General features: G+C 52.2%; 16 protein-coding genes. 4 read left to right on the top strand and 12 right to left on the bottom strand.

The window, feature by feature from the left end; all coding sequences use genetic code 11:
• Positions 1-106: 106 nt before the first annotated feature.
• Positions 107-640, top strand: coding sequence for a lipid IV(A) palmitoyltransferase PagP (gene pagP / locus C813_RS39450; protein WP_342027623.1), 534 nt, complete (start codon positions 107-109; stop codon positions 638-640).
• A 192-nt stretch (positions 641-832) separates the two neighbouring features.
• Positions 833-1,042, top strand: coding sequence for a transcription antiterminator/RNA stability regulator CspE (gene cspE / locus C813_RS39445; RefSeq protein ID WP_007373839.1), 210 nt, complete (start codon positions 833-835; stop codon positions 1,040-1,042).
• 62 nt (positions 1,043-1,104) lie between these two features.
• On the opposite strand, the gene crcB is transcribed toward cspE, so the two are convergent.
• Positions 1,105-1,488, bottom strand: coding sequence for a fluoride efflux transporter CrcB (gene crcB, locus C813_RS39440; protein ID WP_017455875.1), 384 nt, complete (start codon positions 1,486-1,488; stop codon positions 1,105-1,107).
• An 89-nt stretch (positions 1,489-1,577) separates the two neighbouring features.
• Here crcB and C813_RS39435 point away from each other — a divergent pair, with 89 nt between their 5' ends.
• Positions 1,578-2,366 (top strand): deaminated glutathione amidase, encoded by a 789-nt coding sequence (locus C813_RS39435; RefSeq protein ID WP_017455876.1) that lies wholly within the window; start codon positions 1,578-1,580, stop codon positions 2,364-2,366.
• A 127-nt stretch (positions 2,367-2,493) separates the two neighbouring features.
• Positions 2,494-2,688 carry a twin-arginine translocase subunit TatE gene (gene tatE, locus C813_RS39430; RefSeq protein ID WP_017455877.1) on the top strand — a complete coding sequence of 65 codons (195 nt, stop codon included), beginning with the start codon at positions 2,494-2,496 and terminating at the stop codon, positions 2,686-2,688.
• Positions 2,689-2,756: 68 nt separating this feature from the next.
• Here the strand turns inward: tatE and lipA are convergent, their stop codons facing one another.
• From lipA to C813_RS39375, 11 genes are all read right to left on the bottom strand, one after another.
• Complete coding sequence (gene lipA / locus C813_RS39425) at positions 2,757-3,722, bottom strand: lipoyl synthase (protein ID WP_017455878.1); 966 nt, start codon at positions 3,720-3,722, stop codon at positions 2,757-2,759.
• A gap of 210 nt (positions 3,723-3,932) precedes the next feature.
• Positions 3,933-4,886: a YbeF family transcriptional regulator gene (locus C813_RS39420; protein WP_017455879.1), complete on the bottom strand. Its 954-nt coding sequence runs from the start codon at positions 4,884-4,886 to the stop codon at positions 3,933-3,935.
• 304 nt (positions 4,887-5,190) lie between these two features.
• Complete coding sequence (gene lipB, locus C813_RS39415; protein WP_017455880.1) at positions 5,191-5,832, bottom strand: lipoyl(octanoyl) transferase LipB; 642 nt, start codon at positions 5,830-5,832, stop codon at positions 5,191-5,193.
• Between the two features lie 88 nt (positions 5,833-5,920).
• On the bottom strand, positions 5,921-6,184 hold the full coding sequence (gene ybeD, locus C813_RS39410) for a DUF493 family protein YbeD (RefSeq protein ID WP_017455881.1): 264 nt from the start codon (positions 6,182-6,184) through the stop codon (positions 5,921-5,923).
• 104 nt (positions 6,185-6,288) lie between these two features.
• On the bottom strand, positions 6,289-7,500 hold the full coding sequence (gene dacA, locus C813_RS39405) for a D-alanyl-D-alanine carboxypeptidase DacA (protein ID WP_017455882.1): 1,212 nt from the start codon (positions 7,498-7,500) through the stop codon (positions 6,289-6,291).
• A 139-nt stretch (positions 7,501-7,639) separates the two neighbouring features.
• Positions 7,640-8,833, bottom strand: a complete 1,194-nt coding sequence (gene rlpA, locus C813_RS39400; protein ID WP_017455883.1) for an endolytic peptidoglycan transglycosylase RlpA — start codon at positions 8,831-8,833, stop codon at positions 7,640-7,642.
• A 10-nt stretch (positions 8,834-8,843) separates the two neighbouring features.
• Positions 8,844-9,956 (bottom strand): peptidoglycan glycosyltransferase MrdB, encoded by a 1,113-nt coding sequence (gene mrdB / locus C813_RS39395; RefSeq protein ID WP_017455884.1) that lies wholly within the window; start codon positions 9,954-9,956, stop codon positions 8,844-8,846.
• A 1-nt stretch (position 9,957) separates the two neighbouring features.
• Positions 9,958-11,859 (bottom strand): peptidoglycan DD-transpeptidase MrdA, encoded by a 1,902-nt coding sequence (gene mrdA / locus C813_RS39390; protein WP_017455885.1) that lies wholly within the window; start codon positions 11,857-11,859, stop codon positions 9,958-9,960.
• A 29-nt stretch (positions 11,860-11,888) separates the two neighbouring features.
• Complete coding sequence (rlmH, locus tag C813_RS39385) at positions 11,889-12,356, bottom strand: 23S rRNA (pseudouridine(1915)-N(3))-methyltransferase RlmH (RefSeq protein WP_017455886.1); 468 nt, start codon at positions 12,354-12,356, stop codon at positions 11,889-11,891.
• A 3-nt stretch (positions 12,357-12,359) separates the two neighbouring features.
• Positions 12,360-12,677 (bottom strand): ribosome silencing factor, encoded by a 318-nt coding sequence (gene rsfS / locus C813_RS39380; protein WP_017455887.1) that lies wholly within the window; start codon positions 12,675-12,677, stop codon positions 12,360-12,362.
• A 242-nt stretch (positions 12,678-12,919) separates the two neighbouring features.
• On the bottom strand, positions 12,920-13,537 hold the full coding sequence (locus tag C813_RS39375; RefSeq protein WP_017455889.1) for an adenosylcobalamin/alpha-ribazole phosphatase: 618 nt from the start codon (positions 13,535-13,537) through the stop codon (positions 12,920-12,922).
• Between the last annotated feature and the right edge of the window lie 50 nt (positions 13,538-13,587).

Below are 13,587 nucleotides of genomic sequence, written 5' to 3'. Positions count from 1 at the left end.
AATCCGATCTCGTTAAGGAACTATTCAGATAACATGCCCAAAAATAAAGGTCGTTGCGTAACATGGAATAAATACGGTGTCTGTAAATAAGAAGTTTTTAGCTATTATTTTGTCTTTATTTTGCCAGTTTTCGGTGGTTACCACAGCGCTTGCTGTAGAGAATTCCTGGTTCTCGAGTTTTACTGACAATGTGAAGCAAACCTGGCAGCAGCCAGAGCATTATGATCTCTATGTTCCTGCTATTACCTGGCATGCGCGTTTCGCCTATGACAAGGAGAAAACGGACCGTTATAACGAACGTCCGTGGGGCGCGGGTTTTGGTCAGTCACGCTGGGACGAAAAAGGGAACTGGCACGGCCTCTACCTGATGGCATTTAAAGATTCATTTAACAAATGGGAGCCGATTGGCGGCTACGGATGGGAGAAAACATGGCGTCCGCTGGCAGATGATAATTTCCGTCTGGGATTGGGCTATACGGCCGGGTTTACCGCGCGTGATAACTGGAAGTACATTCCCATTCCGGTGTTGTTGCCGCTGGCATCTATCGGCTATGGCCCGGCGACCTTCCAGATGACCTACATTCCGGGCACCTACAACAACGGTAACGTTTACTTTGCCTGGATGCGCTTTCAGTTTTAACTGCAAATGCTGTGTCAACGCGGTGTGCAAATTTTAATCATTGCCTAAAGCGCGGAATAAACTCACTTTTGCAAAAAAGTTAGCGACATTTATCACTTTTTCACGAATAACGACTGGACAAAAGTCGTCACAATTGTTGTACTGATACCCGACACAGCATTTGTGTCGATTTTTCATGTAAAGGTAATTTTGATGTCTAAGATTAAAGGTAACGTTAAGTGGTTTAATGAATCCAAAGGATTCGGTTTCATTACTCCGGAAGATGGCAGCAAAGACGTGTTCGTACACTTCTCTGCAATCCAGAGCAATGGTTTCAAAACCCTGGCTGAAGGCCAGCGCGTTGAGTTTGAAATCACTAACGGTGCCAAAGGCCCATCTGCTGCGAACGTAATGCCTGTTTAATTCAGCTACGTACGTACAGTAAGAATTCCAAAACCCGCCGTAAGGCGGGTTTTTTTATGCTTTCAGTTTGCGTTAACTGAGGAAAATAGCCAAAACGCCAGTGCCGTCATAGCAAACGAGCCCAGCAGGTTTACCGCCACGTTCAGCAGCGCCCAGTTAATTCGCCCCTCCTGTAACAAGAACACCACTTCTGCGGAAAAGGTAGAAAAGGTAGTCAGACCGCCACAAAAACCGGTTGTTAACAGCACTTTCCAGACGGGATCGATGTGCGTCATCCGATTGAACCACGCTAACCCCATACCGATAATAAACGCGCCGAGCAGGTTGGCGGTGAGCGTCCCAACAGGGATCGCCTGATGCGCCGGATTAAGTTTCATGCTTAACATCCAGCGCGCAACGCTGCCGGTTCCACCGCCAATAAATACCGCTAAAAGAAGTTGTAACACCGTGAGATCCTGCTATTTGATTTGTTAGAGTGTTGAGTTTAGCGTCGCGGCTATTTTCTGGCTATGGTGACGAAGCGGGAGGATTAAAGATGATTGTTGCAGCCGGACAATTTGCGGTCACGCCAGACTGGCGGACCAACGCGCAGACCTGTGTTGCGTTGATGGCACAAGCGGCAGCGCGTCAGGCGTCGCTGCTGGTGCTGCCAGAAGCATTACTGGCAAGAGATGATGCCGACCCCCACCTTTCGGTCAAATCGGCGCAGACGCTGGATGGCGGCTTTCTGAGCCTGTTGCGTACGGAGAGCCAGCGTAATGCGTTGACGACGGTGTTGACAGTGCATGTTCCGTCAACCGAGGGCAGGGCAGTTAATACGCTGGTGGTATTGCGCGGTGGTGAGGTGATCGCGCAGTATGCCAAGCTGCATTTGTATGACGCATTCAACATGCAGGAATCCGCGCTGGTGGACGCCGGGCACGATATTCCTCCATTGATTAATGTGGAGGGCATGAAGGTCGGGTTGATGACGTGCTACGATTTGCGTTTCCCGGAGCTGGCGTTGGCGCTGGCGCTGCAGGGGGCTGAACTACTGGTGTTACCTGCTGCCTGGGTACGTGGTCCGCTCAAGGAACAGCACTGGGCGACGCTGCTATCGGCAAGGGCGCTGGACACAACATGTTATATTGTCGCGGCAGGCGAATGTGGCAATAAGAATATCGGGCAAAGTCGGGTTGTTGATCCGCAGGGCGTGACGGTTGCGGCGGCGGCAGAAGCGCCACAGCTGATTTTCGCAGAAGTCACGCCTGAACGCGTGACGCTGACGCGCGAGAAACTGCCGGTGTTACGCAATCGTCGTTTCGCTGTACCGCATTTATTGTGATGTTTTTTTAAACAACACTTGATTCATCTCGTTACACATTGCTATTGTGTGCGCGCGTCGAATGACCGTTAATGAAGTCCGGTTATAATGGCGTTTTATGCAGCCTGTTTTACGAAAGAAGGTATCTATGGGTGAGATTAGTATTACCAAACTGCTGGTTGTGGCCGCACTGGTTGTTCTGCTGTTTGGAACCAAAAAATTGCGTACGCTCGGCGGTGACCTGGGCGCAGCCATCAAAGGCTTTAAAAAAGCTATGAATGATGATGATGCAGCGAAAAAAGCTGACGAAGTCACAGCAGAAAAACTCTCTCACAAAGAGTAACAGCGGCTTTGACAGGCGAAAAAAACCGGCGCAGAAGCCGGTTTTTTTGTTTGCAGTGTAAGCAAGTATTACTTCACTTCAATGCCTTTTGCCTGCAGATCTGCATGGTAAGAGGAACGAACGAACGGGCCACAGGCTGCATGGGTAAAGCCCATCGCCAGCGCTTCCTCTTTCATTTCGTCAAACTCATCAGGGCTGACATAGCGCTGTACAGGCAGGTGGTGGCGGCTTGGTTGTAGATATTGGCCCAGCGTCAGCATCGTCACGCCGTGACGGCGCAGATCGCGCATGACCTCGATGATCTCTGCGTTGGTTTCGCCTAAGCCCACCATCAAGCCTGATTTCGTCGGGATTTCCGGATGCGCTTCTTTAAAACGCTCCAGAAGTTTCAGCGACCAGTTGTAATCGGCGCCCGGGCGAACCTGGCGGTAAATACGCGGCACGTTCTCCAGGTTGTGGTTAAACACATCCGGTGGCGTGGCGGTGAGGATATCCAGCGCACGATCCATGCGACCACGGAAATCCGGCACCAGCGTTTCGATTTTAATCGATGGGCTTTTTTCGCGGATTGCGGTAATGCAATCCGCAAAATGCTGCGCACCGCCGTCACGCAGATCGTCACGGTCTACAGAGGTGATTACCACATAACGCAGCGCCATATCAGCAATGGTCTGCGCCAGTTTTTGCGGTTCGTTGGCATCGGGTGCCACAGGACGTCCATGTGCCACATCGCAGAATGGGCAACGGCGCGTACAGATAGCCCCAAGGATCATAAATGTTGCCGTACCGTGGTTGAAACACTCAGCGAGGTTCGGGCAGGAAGCCTCTTCGCACACAGAGTGCAGCCCATTTTTACGCATGGCTGCTTTAATACCCTGGATACGGGAAGAGTCGGCCGGGAGTTTGATTTTCATCCATTCCGGTTTTCTTAACAGGGCTTCGCGCTCTGTCGCCACATTTTTAACCGGGATAAGCGCCATTTTATCGGCATCGCGGTACTTAACACCGCGTTCCATCACAATGGGTTTACTCATAGCGTGCGTGTTCCAGTTGCGGATAACGAAGTAAGCATTTCAATTCAAATGGATGTTGTATTTATCAACTATTTTTGAATTAAGTTGCGTGCAGTATACCATTGATGGGGGATAGAAAGCAGCCTGACAACGGGGCAATTTGTAAAATAGTTGTTGTTTTGTGCCGAATGCCCAATAAGGGTTAGCGCTTTCGCCAGGCACGGACGGGCGTTAAAAAGCCCGTCGGATAACATTAATGACGCTTTCCAGTACCGGGTCGCGCAGGCTCAACTTATTGTAAAATAGTGAGATTTCCAGGTGCTCGTTACTAATTGGCGGGTAATCAATTTCAACCAGCGGCCAACAGCCACTGAATAACTCAAACAGCCGCGCCGGCATTAACCCGAGCATATCACTGTTGCCGATCAGTGCCGCAATCGTAAACATATTGTAACTGCTGAAGCTTACCTGTCGCTCAGGGAAAAGATCCTGTACGCGCTGGCGAAGCCCGCTAAGATTTTGCCCTTCCAGCATCAGTAGCGTGTGTTCGTATTGTTGCAAAACCTCTTCATTGATCGGCCCATTTAAACAAGGATGCCCTTTACGGCATACCAGCATGATACGGTCGCTATAAAGGACGTGATGATTAATGGTACGAGAGCCTGCAATATGCGTATCAATAATTAAATCGGTTTGAAACTGGCTGAGCTGACTTTCCGCATCGTTAACGGGAATATTACGCATCATCAGATGCGGCGAACTCTCTTTTATTGCCTGGAAGATAACAGGTATAACTAATGCGCCAATCGATGGTGGCGTGCCGATGGTAATCGTACGTTGCTTGTCATAGCTGCCGGTCAGGTCTAATGCGCCAAGAATAGACTCCAGCCCCTGGCTGATATATTCGTGCAGATGGGAAGCATAAGCCGTAGGCGTCACGCCCTGGCCTTTACGAATGAAAAGCGGATCGGGAAATATTGCGCGTAATTTTTGAATGGACTGGCTAATTGCGGAAGGCGTTAAATTGAGCACTTTCGCCGCGTTGACTATCCCTTTGTGAACATATACTGCCTCAAAAATGGTCAATAAATTGAGATCAATATTGCGCAGCGTTCTGAAGACTTGCGGCTTATCATCGTCGGGGCGCACGGTTATTCGCTTTTCCTGCAGGTTATTATTATCCACGCTTGTGCTCCGTATTCATTCAAAAACTGAATGATAGTTGAATTTATTTTTTTTGTTGATTATTAACTTGAGTAAACATCCTGTCTCTCGTCATCATGACGTAGTTTTTCATCGCAAGGCCAGACAATACACTAAAAAAAGATTGGACTGGAGCATGTATACAAAGCCTTGCAACGTGCTTTAATGCTAATTATCCCGACAAAGCAGGCAGGTTGAAAATAGAGAATATGGCTTCTATTGTAAAGCGCTAACAGGCCAAATAAATAACTACCCGCACAAAATGCGGGCTTCTATACATGATATATTAAGCGCTCATATATTGATGCGGTGGATTGTTTAGTAGCGCTAAAAATTGCTGGATAAGAATCGTCCTTAATTTATCCATATCGCTATTTTCCACCAGTTGGCTGACCTGGGTCATTTCCATACCGGCGTATCCGCAAGGATTGATGCGCATAAACGGCGCCAAATCCATATCGATATTCAGCGCCAGCCCATGAAATGAGCACCCTTTACGGATCCGCAGTCCAAGGGAACAGATTTTCTTGCCTTGCACATATACACCGGGTGCGTCAGCACGCGCCTGGGCGTTAATCCCGAGTGTTGCTAGCGTATTGATAACCGTATTTTCCAGCAATGTGACAAGTTCGCGCACGCCCACTTTTCGCCGTTTCAGATTAATTAATACGTACATGACCTGCTGGCCGGGCCCATGGTAGGTTACCTGCCCGCCGCGATCGCTCTGGATCACTGGAATATCGCCCGGTGCCAGCACGTGTTCGGCTTTGCCGGCTTGGCCTTGCGTAAAGACGGGGTGGTGTTCTACCAGCCAGATTTCATCCGGCGTCGTCTCGTCGCGAGCATCGGTGAATTCATGCATCGCCCGAGAAATGGGATCATAAGGCTGCAAGCCAAGATTGCGGATAAGAATGGTGTCCTGAGACAAAACGGCATCCCCGGGGGAGAAAAAGAGTGGGGGGAGTATATCACAGCGAAGACGTTACCCGAATGGCTCCGGGTAACGTGATGAACAATTACAGCACCATACGAACAATTTCGATATTGCCGAGTTCTTCGTACAGCGTCTCTACTTGCTCAATGTGCGTGGCGTTAATGGTGATGGATACCGAGTGGTAATTGCCTTTGCTGCTCGGTTTTACCTGCGGAGAGTAATCACCTGGCGCATGGCGCTGTACCACTTCAACCACCAGATCAACCAGCTCTGGTTTCGCCAGACCCATCACTTTGTAAGTAAAGGGAGTCGGGAATTCAAGCAGTTCTTTAAGATTGGTTTTCATGTCAGCTCCGGCGTAAAAAATAAGAACTCCTGCCGCAAGGGCAGGAGTTTTTCTGAGATGCTAAGTATATGGGGACGGAAATCACACTTTCAAGTGTTCAATTTTTAGCCAAACCAGTGATGGAACATCAATTTAATGTAATCAATGATTTTGCCGAAGAAATTGCCTTCCGGGATCTCCTGCAGTACCACCAGCGGGCGTTGCTCGATGGTTTTACCATCCAGCTGGAAGTTGATAGAGCCAACCACCTGATTTTTCTGCAGCGGTGCGTGCAGTTCGCTGGTGTTCAGCACATAGCTGGCTTTCAGATCTTTCATGCGACCGCGCGGAATGGTCAGGTACACGTCTTTATCAACGCCCAGCGAAGCGCGATCGCTGTCGCCAAACCATGCTGGCTCTGAAGCAAACTCTTTACCGGCTTTGATCGGACTTACGGTTTCAAAGAAACGGAAGCCCCAGGTCAGTAGTTTTTTGCTTTCGGTTTCACGGCCTTTAAACGTGCGACCACCCATCACAGCAGAGATCAGGCGCATCTGGCCTTCGGTTGCTGATGCCACCAGGTTATAACCCGCTTTATCGGTGTGACCGGTTTTAATCCCGTCGACATTCAGGCTGTTATCCCACAGCAGGCCATTACGGTTGGTCTGACGAATGCCGTTAAAGGTGAACTCTTTCTCTTTATAAATGGAGTATTCGTTCGGCACATCGCGGATCAGCGCCTGACCAATCAGCGCCATGTCACGCGCGGAGCTGTACTGACCATCCGCATCCAGGCCATGTACGGTCTGGAAGTGGCTGTTTTGCAGGCCCAGCGCTTTAACATAGTTGTTCATCAGGCCGACAAACGCATCCTGGCTGCCCGCCACATAATCAGCCATTGCCACGCAAGCATCGTTACCGGATTGCAGGTTGATACCACGGATCAGTTGGGAAACCGGTACTTGCATACCGGGTTTCAGGAACATCAGCGAAGAACCGCGGAACACCGGGTTGCCAGTAGCCCAGGCGTCGTTACCAATCGTGACCAGATCGCTGTCTTTGAATTTGCCCGCTTTCATGGCCTGGCCAATGACATAGCTGGTCATCATCTTGGTCAAGCTTGCCGGATCGCGGCGCGCATCAGCATTTTGCTCAGCCAGCACTTTGCCGGAGTTATAGTCGATCAGGATATAGGATTCCGCGTCAATCTGCGGAACGCCCGGGATCATTGTCTTAATATTCAGGTCATCGGCATGCGCAGCGGAAAGAGAAGCTGCAGCCAGCGCCGTGGTGAGCGCCAGGCGCTGCATAAAACGAGCGGAAAAAGTGGTCTTCATGGTCGAACAACGACATCCGTGATGGAGTTAAAAAAAGTGCCTTACTATAGCAAAAGCTATACCTGCAGGCATCTGACTTTCAGCATGACTTTGTTAATGTTGCTGACATAAGTTGACAAAGTCAGACGCCTTAGCAACGTTACTGGGCGTTCGTGACGAATGACTGCAACTGCGCCTCGTTTTGCAGGCGCTGCTGCAAGGCGCTGGCGTCCGCTTTGTTGCTGAACGGCCCTAACTGTACGCGCCAGACAGCCCCGTTTTGCGTGACGCGGCCAGGCACCGCAAACTGCTGCGCCAGGCGCTGCTGGTATTGCTGCGCACGCGTCTGATCGCTGACAGCACCCACCTGCACCATATAACCGCCGCTGCTTACTGCCGCAGCGCTGCTGGCAGGTGCGGCCGCATGTACGTTGCCCTGTACTGAGCCTGGTGCGGTAACGGGCGAAGTGCGCGTTGGTGTGTAAGTTTGCGCTGCCGGAGCAGTCTGTGCGGCCGGCGTAGCCGTTGGCGTTACAGATGCTGTTGCAGGTTGCGCTGCTGTCGCGGTCGCAGTATCGGTGCTTCCTTCCAGCACGCCAGAAGCGAGTGGGGTCGGTGCGCCCAGGAAGCCGCCGCTACGCACTGGCGCCGCGGTCGTGTCGTCGCTTTTCAGCGTGTCGTTGCTGATAGCGTGGACATTGCCCTGTGGCTCTATTGGCTGTGGAGCTGAAGAGACGCTGCCGAGACCGCCGCCAAGATCGGGACGTGCAGGCAATGCGTAGGTTTGCTGTGCAACTTTCGTACACGCCATACCCGGGCCGGAAAGGGAACCATCCTGCGCAACGATAATCGGATCAATACGCACTTTGGTGTTATTGGAGGTGTTCAGTCGATCTGCCGCCGCGCGTGACAGGGAAATCACGCGATCGTTGCCGTAGGGCCCGCGATCGTTAATGCGGACCACAATCATGCGACCATTCGCCAGGTTGGTGATACGCGCATAGCTCGGAATGGGCAGCGTCGGGTGTGCGGCGGTAAGCTGCATCGCATCGAACGTTTCGCCGGAAGCCGTCAAATTGCTGCCGGGTTCGGCATCATAAATGGCAGCCAATCCCGCCTGGCTAAAATTCGCCGGATTCTGCACGATTTTGTAGCGCTTACCGTCGCGTTCATAATCCTGATTCGCCGTGGCGACAGGCGCTTCGTAATGAGGCTCCGCACCGCTAATTTCAACGACAGGGCCGTTACACACCGCAGGTTGCGGCGCTACGGTCGTCTGCTGCTGACCATCATCGTTCGAACATGCCGCCAGTAATCCTGCTGCTATGCAGATCCCAAGCCATTGCTTACGCATTGCCCACCTCTTATACGCTCTTTGACAACATTTTCCTGTGAGTATGGATCGACATAACGATACCAAACCCGGCCATGAGTACGATCAGGGCAGAACCCCCGTAACTGATCAGTGGCAGCGGTACGCCCACCACTGGCAGGATACCACTCACCATACCAATATTTACGAACACATAAACGAACAAAATCAACATTAAACCACCGGCCATAACGCGTCCGAACGTGGTTTGCGCCCGGGCGGCAATCCACAGCCCACGCATAATCAGCAACACATACAGCGCCAGCAAAATCAGGATGCCGATGAGGCCCAGCTCTTCCGCCAGCACGGCAAAGATAAAGTCGGTATGGCGTTCGGGCAGAAACTCCAGTTGCGACTGGGTTCCGTGCAGCCAGCCTTTACCGCTCAGACCGCCGGAGCCGATGGCGATTTTTGACTGAATAATATGATAGCCCGCGCCGAGCGGATCGGTTTCCGGATCGAGCAGCATCATCACGCGCTGGCGCTGATAATCATGCATCAGGAAGAACCACAGCACCGGGATAAACGCCGCCACCAGCACGGCGGCAATGCCAATCAACCGCCAGCTTAACCCGGAAAGAAACAGCACAAACAGCCCGGAGAGCACCACGAGGATAGAGGTTCCCAAATCCGGTTGCGCCGCCACCAGCAGCGTTGGCACGAAAATCAGCGCCAGCGCGATAGCGGTATTCTTCAGCGAAGGTGGACAGACATCGCGGTTAATAAAGCGCGCCACCATCAACGGTACGGCAATTTTGGCGATTTCCGAAGGCTGGAAACGCACTACGCCCAAATCGAGCCAGCGCTGCGCGCCTTTTGAAATAGCGCCGAAGGCATCCACCGCGACAAGCAACACGACACAGAAAATGTAGAGATAGGGCGCCCAACCTTCATAGACGCGTGGCGGCACCTGCGCCAGGATAACCATGATAATCAACCCCATGGTGATCTGACCAATTTTACGCTCGGTCATACCGATATCCTGGCCGCTGGCGCTCCAGATAACAATCGCGCTGTAAAACAGCAGCGCGAGGATAATTAGCAGCAGTACCGGATCGATGTGGATTTTATCCCAGAACGATTTCTTGTTCGGATTATCCGTCATGTTATTGGTCCTCCACTGCTGCCGCGGACGGGTTTTCCGTTGGCAGCTCGGTGTTGTTATCGCCAAGCATAATGTGATCGAGGATCTGGCGCATAATCGTACCTACCGCCGGACCTGCGCCACCGTTTTCCAGAATGACGGCGACGGCGACCTGCGGGTTATCGTAAGGGGCGAACGCCGTCATCAATTTATGGTCACGCAGACGTTCCGCAATACGATGGGCGTTATAGGTTTCATTTGCTTTCAAACCAAAGACCTGGGCGGTACCGGATTTCGCCGCGACTTTGTATGGCGCGTTGGCGAAGTATTTATGACCCGTACCGTTCGGGCGGTTGGCTACACCATACATCCCGTCTTTGGCAATCTCCCAGTAGCCAGAGTGAATATCACCCACTGGTGGCTGTGCAGGTTGTTGCCAGGGAACTTGCTTGCCATCTTCTACCGTGCTCATCAGCAGGTGCGGCACTTTAACAACGCCGTCATTAATCAGCGTCATCATCGCTTTGTTCATCTGCAATGGTGTTGCCGTCCAGTAACCCTGGCCGATCCCCACCGGGATGGTGTCGCCCTGGTACCACGGTTTCTTAAAGCGCTTCAGTTTCCATTCGCGGGTTGGCATGTTCCCGGCGCGCTCTTCCGAAAGATCAACGCCGGTATAGTGACCGTAACCAAATTTGCCCATCCACTCTGCCAGGCGGTCAATGCCCATATCATAGGCAACCTGATAGAAGAAGGTATCGGCGGACTCTTCCAGCGACTTGGTTACATTCAGGTGACCGTGACCCCATTTTTTCCAGTCGCGGTAACGTTTTTCCGAACCGGGTAATTGCCACCAACCGGGATCAAACAAGCTGGTGTTGCGCGTGATCACCCCGGCGCTGAGGGCGGAAACGGCCACATACGGTTTCACCGTCGACGCTGGTGGGTACACACCTTGCGTTGCGCGGTTGATCAGCGGCGTATTCGGATCGTTTAACAGTGAAGAGTAATCTTTGCTGGAAATACCATCGACAAACAGGTTCGGATCGTAGCTGGGCATCGATACCAGCGCGAGAATGCTGCCATTGCGTGGATCGGTTACCACCACCGCCGCACGGCTGCCAGCGAGCAGTGTTTCGATATACTGCTGCAGTTTTAAATCCAGCGTCAGGTAGATATCGTGACCGGCCTGCGGCGGCACCTCTTTGAGCTGACGGATCACACGACCACGGTTGTTGACTTCCACCTCTTCATAACCGGTCTGGCCGTGCAGCACATCTTCGTAATAGCGCTCGATACCCAGTTTGCCGATATCGTGGGTGGCGGCATAGTTTGCCAGTTTGCCCTCTTTATCCAGCCGTTCGACATCTTTATCGTTAATTTTCGACACGTAGCCAATGACGTGCGTCAGCGCGGAGCCATAGGGATAAAAACGGCGCTTATAGCCCTTGACCTCAACGCCGGGAAAACGGTACTGGTTCACCGCAAAGCGCGCCACTTGCACTTCCGTCAGGTTAGTTTTTACCGGAATGGAGGTGAAGCGGTGCGAGCGTGAGCGCTCTTTTTTGAAGTTGGCGATATCGTCGTCGTTCAGATCGACCACATCACGCAGGGCATCCAGCGTTTGCTGCACATCATCGACTTTCTCCGGCATCATCTCGACCTGGTAGATGGTGCGGTTCAGCGCCAGCGGTGTGCCGTTGCGATCGTAGATGATGCCGCGGCTTGGCGCGATAGGCACCAGCTTAATGCGGTTTTCGTTGGAGCGGGTCTGGTAGTCCGCAAAACGGACGATTTGCAGGTTATAAAGATTGGCTACCAGCACGCCGGTAAGCAGCAAAATCCCCGTAAAAGCGACCAGCGCCCGGCGCACAAACAGCGCGGACTCAGCCGTATAGTCGCGAAAAGAATTCTGTAATTTCATCCGCTGCTTAATCTACCCAAGACTCGTCGTTACTCACGGTGATAAGGATGGTTGGTGGTAATACTCCATGCGCGATACAGGCTTTCGGCAACCAGCACGCGCACCAGCGGGTGAGGTAACGTTAGCGCAGAGAGTGACCAACTTTGTTCTGCCGCCGCTTTGCAGGCCGGGGATAACCCTTCCGGCCCGCCAATCAGCAAGCTGACATCGCGCCCGTCTTGCTTCCAGCGCTCCAGCTCGTTTGCCAGCTGCGGCGTATCCCAGGGTTTACCCGGAATATCGAGGGTAACGATACGATTTTTGCCGGCCGCGGCCAGCATCAATTCACCCTCTTTATCGAGAATACGTTTGATATCTGCGTTCTTGCCGCGCTTTCCCGCCGGAATTTCGATTAGTTCGAACGGCATATCTTTTGGAAAGCGGCGCAGGTATTCACTAAAACCTGTCTGTACCCAGTCCGGCATTTTCGTGCCGACGGCGACCAGTTGCAGTTTCACGCATTAACCCCAGAGTTTTTCCAGCTCATACAGGCGACGGCTCTCTTCCTGCATGACGTGGACAATCACATCGCCTAAATCGACAACGACCCAGTCTGCGGCGCTTTCACCTTCGACACCCAGCGGCATCATGCCGGCCGCACGCGATTCCTGCACCACGTGATCCGCAATAGAGATAACGTGGCGAGTCGATGTGCCGGTGCAGATAATCATGCAGTCGGTGATACTGGATTTACCCTGAACGTCAATGGCAACGATATCTTGACCTTTCAGGTCATCAATTTTGTCGATAACAAAATCCTGGAGTGCTTTACCCTGCAAGTGTTCCCCCTGGGGTGAGTAAAAAATGTACTGTTAATGAACGGCCTGACATTATACCTGAACTGCATCGATTGCCGGGATAAGAGAGATCCGGCAAGTTTAAAAGTTGGCTATCATCCCATCACGGGCGCGCGATTGCATTGCCAATTTTGTAAAACAATCTCTGCGCGCGGAGGATAGCAGCCTGTGAGGGCGTGTCAATGGCCGAATCAGCGGTGTGAATAGGATGCATGAAAAACACGCTATACATCGTCAGCGTGCCATGCTGCCCGGCTATTTAATACCCGCAGCGTGGCGAAATCATCATGGATATCAATAGCGCTCCAGCACCCTTGATCAACACGAAAATGCCACAGCGATGCAGCAGGCATGCCGAGTAAGCGGGCGATCAACAAACTCAACACTCCCTGATGGCTGGCAATCAACACATTCTTGTGCTGACTTTTTATATCGGCAACGAGCGCAATAACTTGCTCAATTCGTGCAGAAAAGGCCTGAAATCCTTCACCATTGGTGGGAACGGCGTGCTGCCAGTCGGTACACCAGGCGGCATAGCTTTGCGGATCTTCTCGCGTTAAATCGCGATGATGGCGCATTTCCCAGTCGCCGAAAAACATCTCATTGAGTAACGGTGTGGTATGAACAGCAAGCGCGCGCGATTCCAGTACGCGCGCGGCCGTCTGCTGCGCGCGCTCCAGTTCGCTACAAAGCACATAATCGAAGGGCACATGCGCGAGTAACTCACGCAGGGTTTTCGCCTGCGCTAGCCCTCTGGGTGTCAGTGGAGTCGGTGAGTGGCCGCTATAAAGCCCGGCAACATTCGCTTCGGTTTCTCCGTGGCGTATCAGCCAGAGTCGCATGATGATCTCCCGTCTGGATTTGTGCGCAAAGTTTACCATCGCGCCCTCAA

The organism is Kosakonia sacchari SP1 (genome assembly GCF_000300455.3).
GTDB classification, from domain to species: Bacteria; Pseudomonadota; Gammaproteobacteria; order Enterobacterales; family Enterobacteriaceae; genus Kosakonia; species Kosakonia sacchari.
Note: the sequence above shows the minus strand (reverse complement) of the source record. Positions and strands in the feature narration are given on the sequence as shown.

Excerpts from the sequence above, each read along its gene's own strand:
- cspE (WP_007373839.1), top strand. The coding sequence starts at position 833 with ATGTCTAAGATTAAAGGTAACGTTAAGTGGTTTAATGAATCCAAAGGA.
- C813_RS39435 (WP_017455876.1), top strand. The coding sequence starts at position 1,578 with ATGATTGTTGCAGCCGGACAATTTGCGGTCACGCCAGACTGGCGGACC.
- tatE (WP_017455877.1), top strand. The coding sequence starts at position 2,494 with ATGGGTGAGATTAGTATTACCAAACTGCTGGTTGTGGCCGCACTGGTT.
- lipA (WP_017455878.1), bottom strand. The coding sequence starts at position 3,722 with ATGAGTAAACCCATTGTGATGGAACGCGGTGTTAAGTACCGCGATGCC.
- ybeD (WP_017455881.1), bottom strand. The coding sequence starts at position 6,184 with ATGAAAACCAATCTTAAAGAACTGCTTGAATTCCCGACTCCCTTTACT.
- dacA (WP_017455882.1), bottom strand. The coding sequence starts at position 7,500 with ATGAAGACCACTTTTTCCGCTCGTTTTATGCAGCGCCTGGCGCTCACC.
- rlpA (WP_017455883.1), bottom strand. The coding sequence starts at position 8,833 with ATGCGTAAGCAATGGCTTGGGATCTGCATAGCAGCAGGATTACTGGCG.
- mrdB (WP_017455884.1), bottom strand. The coding sequence starts at position 9,956 with ATGACGGATAATCCGAACAAGAAATCGTTCTGGGATAAAATCCACATC.
- mrdA (WP_017455885.1), bottom strand. The coding sequence starts at position 11,859 with ATGAAATTACAGAATTCTTTTCGCGACTATACGGCTGAGTCCGCGCTG.
- C813_RS39375 (WP_017455889.1), bottom strand. The coding sequence starts at position 13,537 with ATGCGACTCTGGCTGATACGCCACGGAGAAACCGAAGCGAATGTTGCC.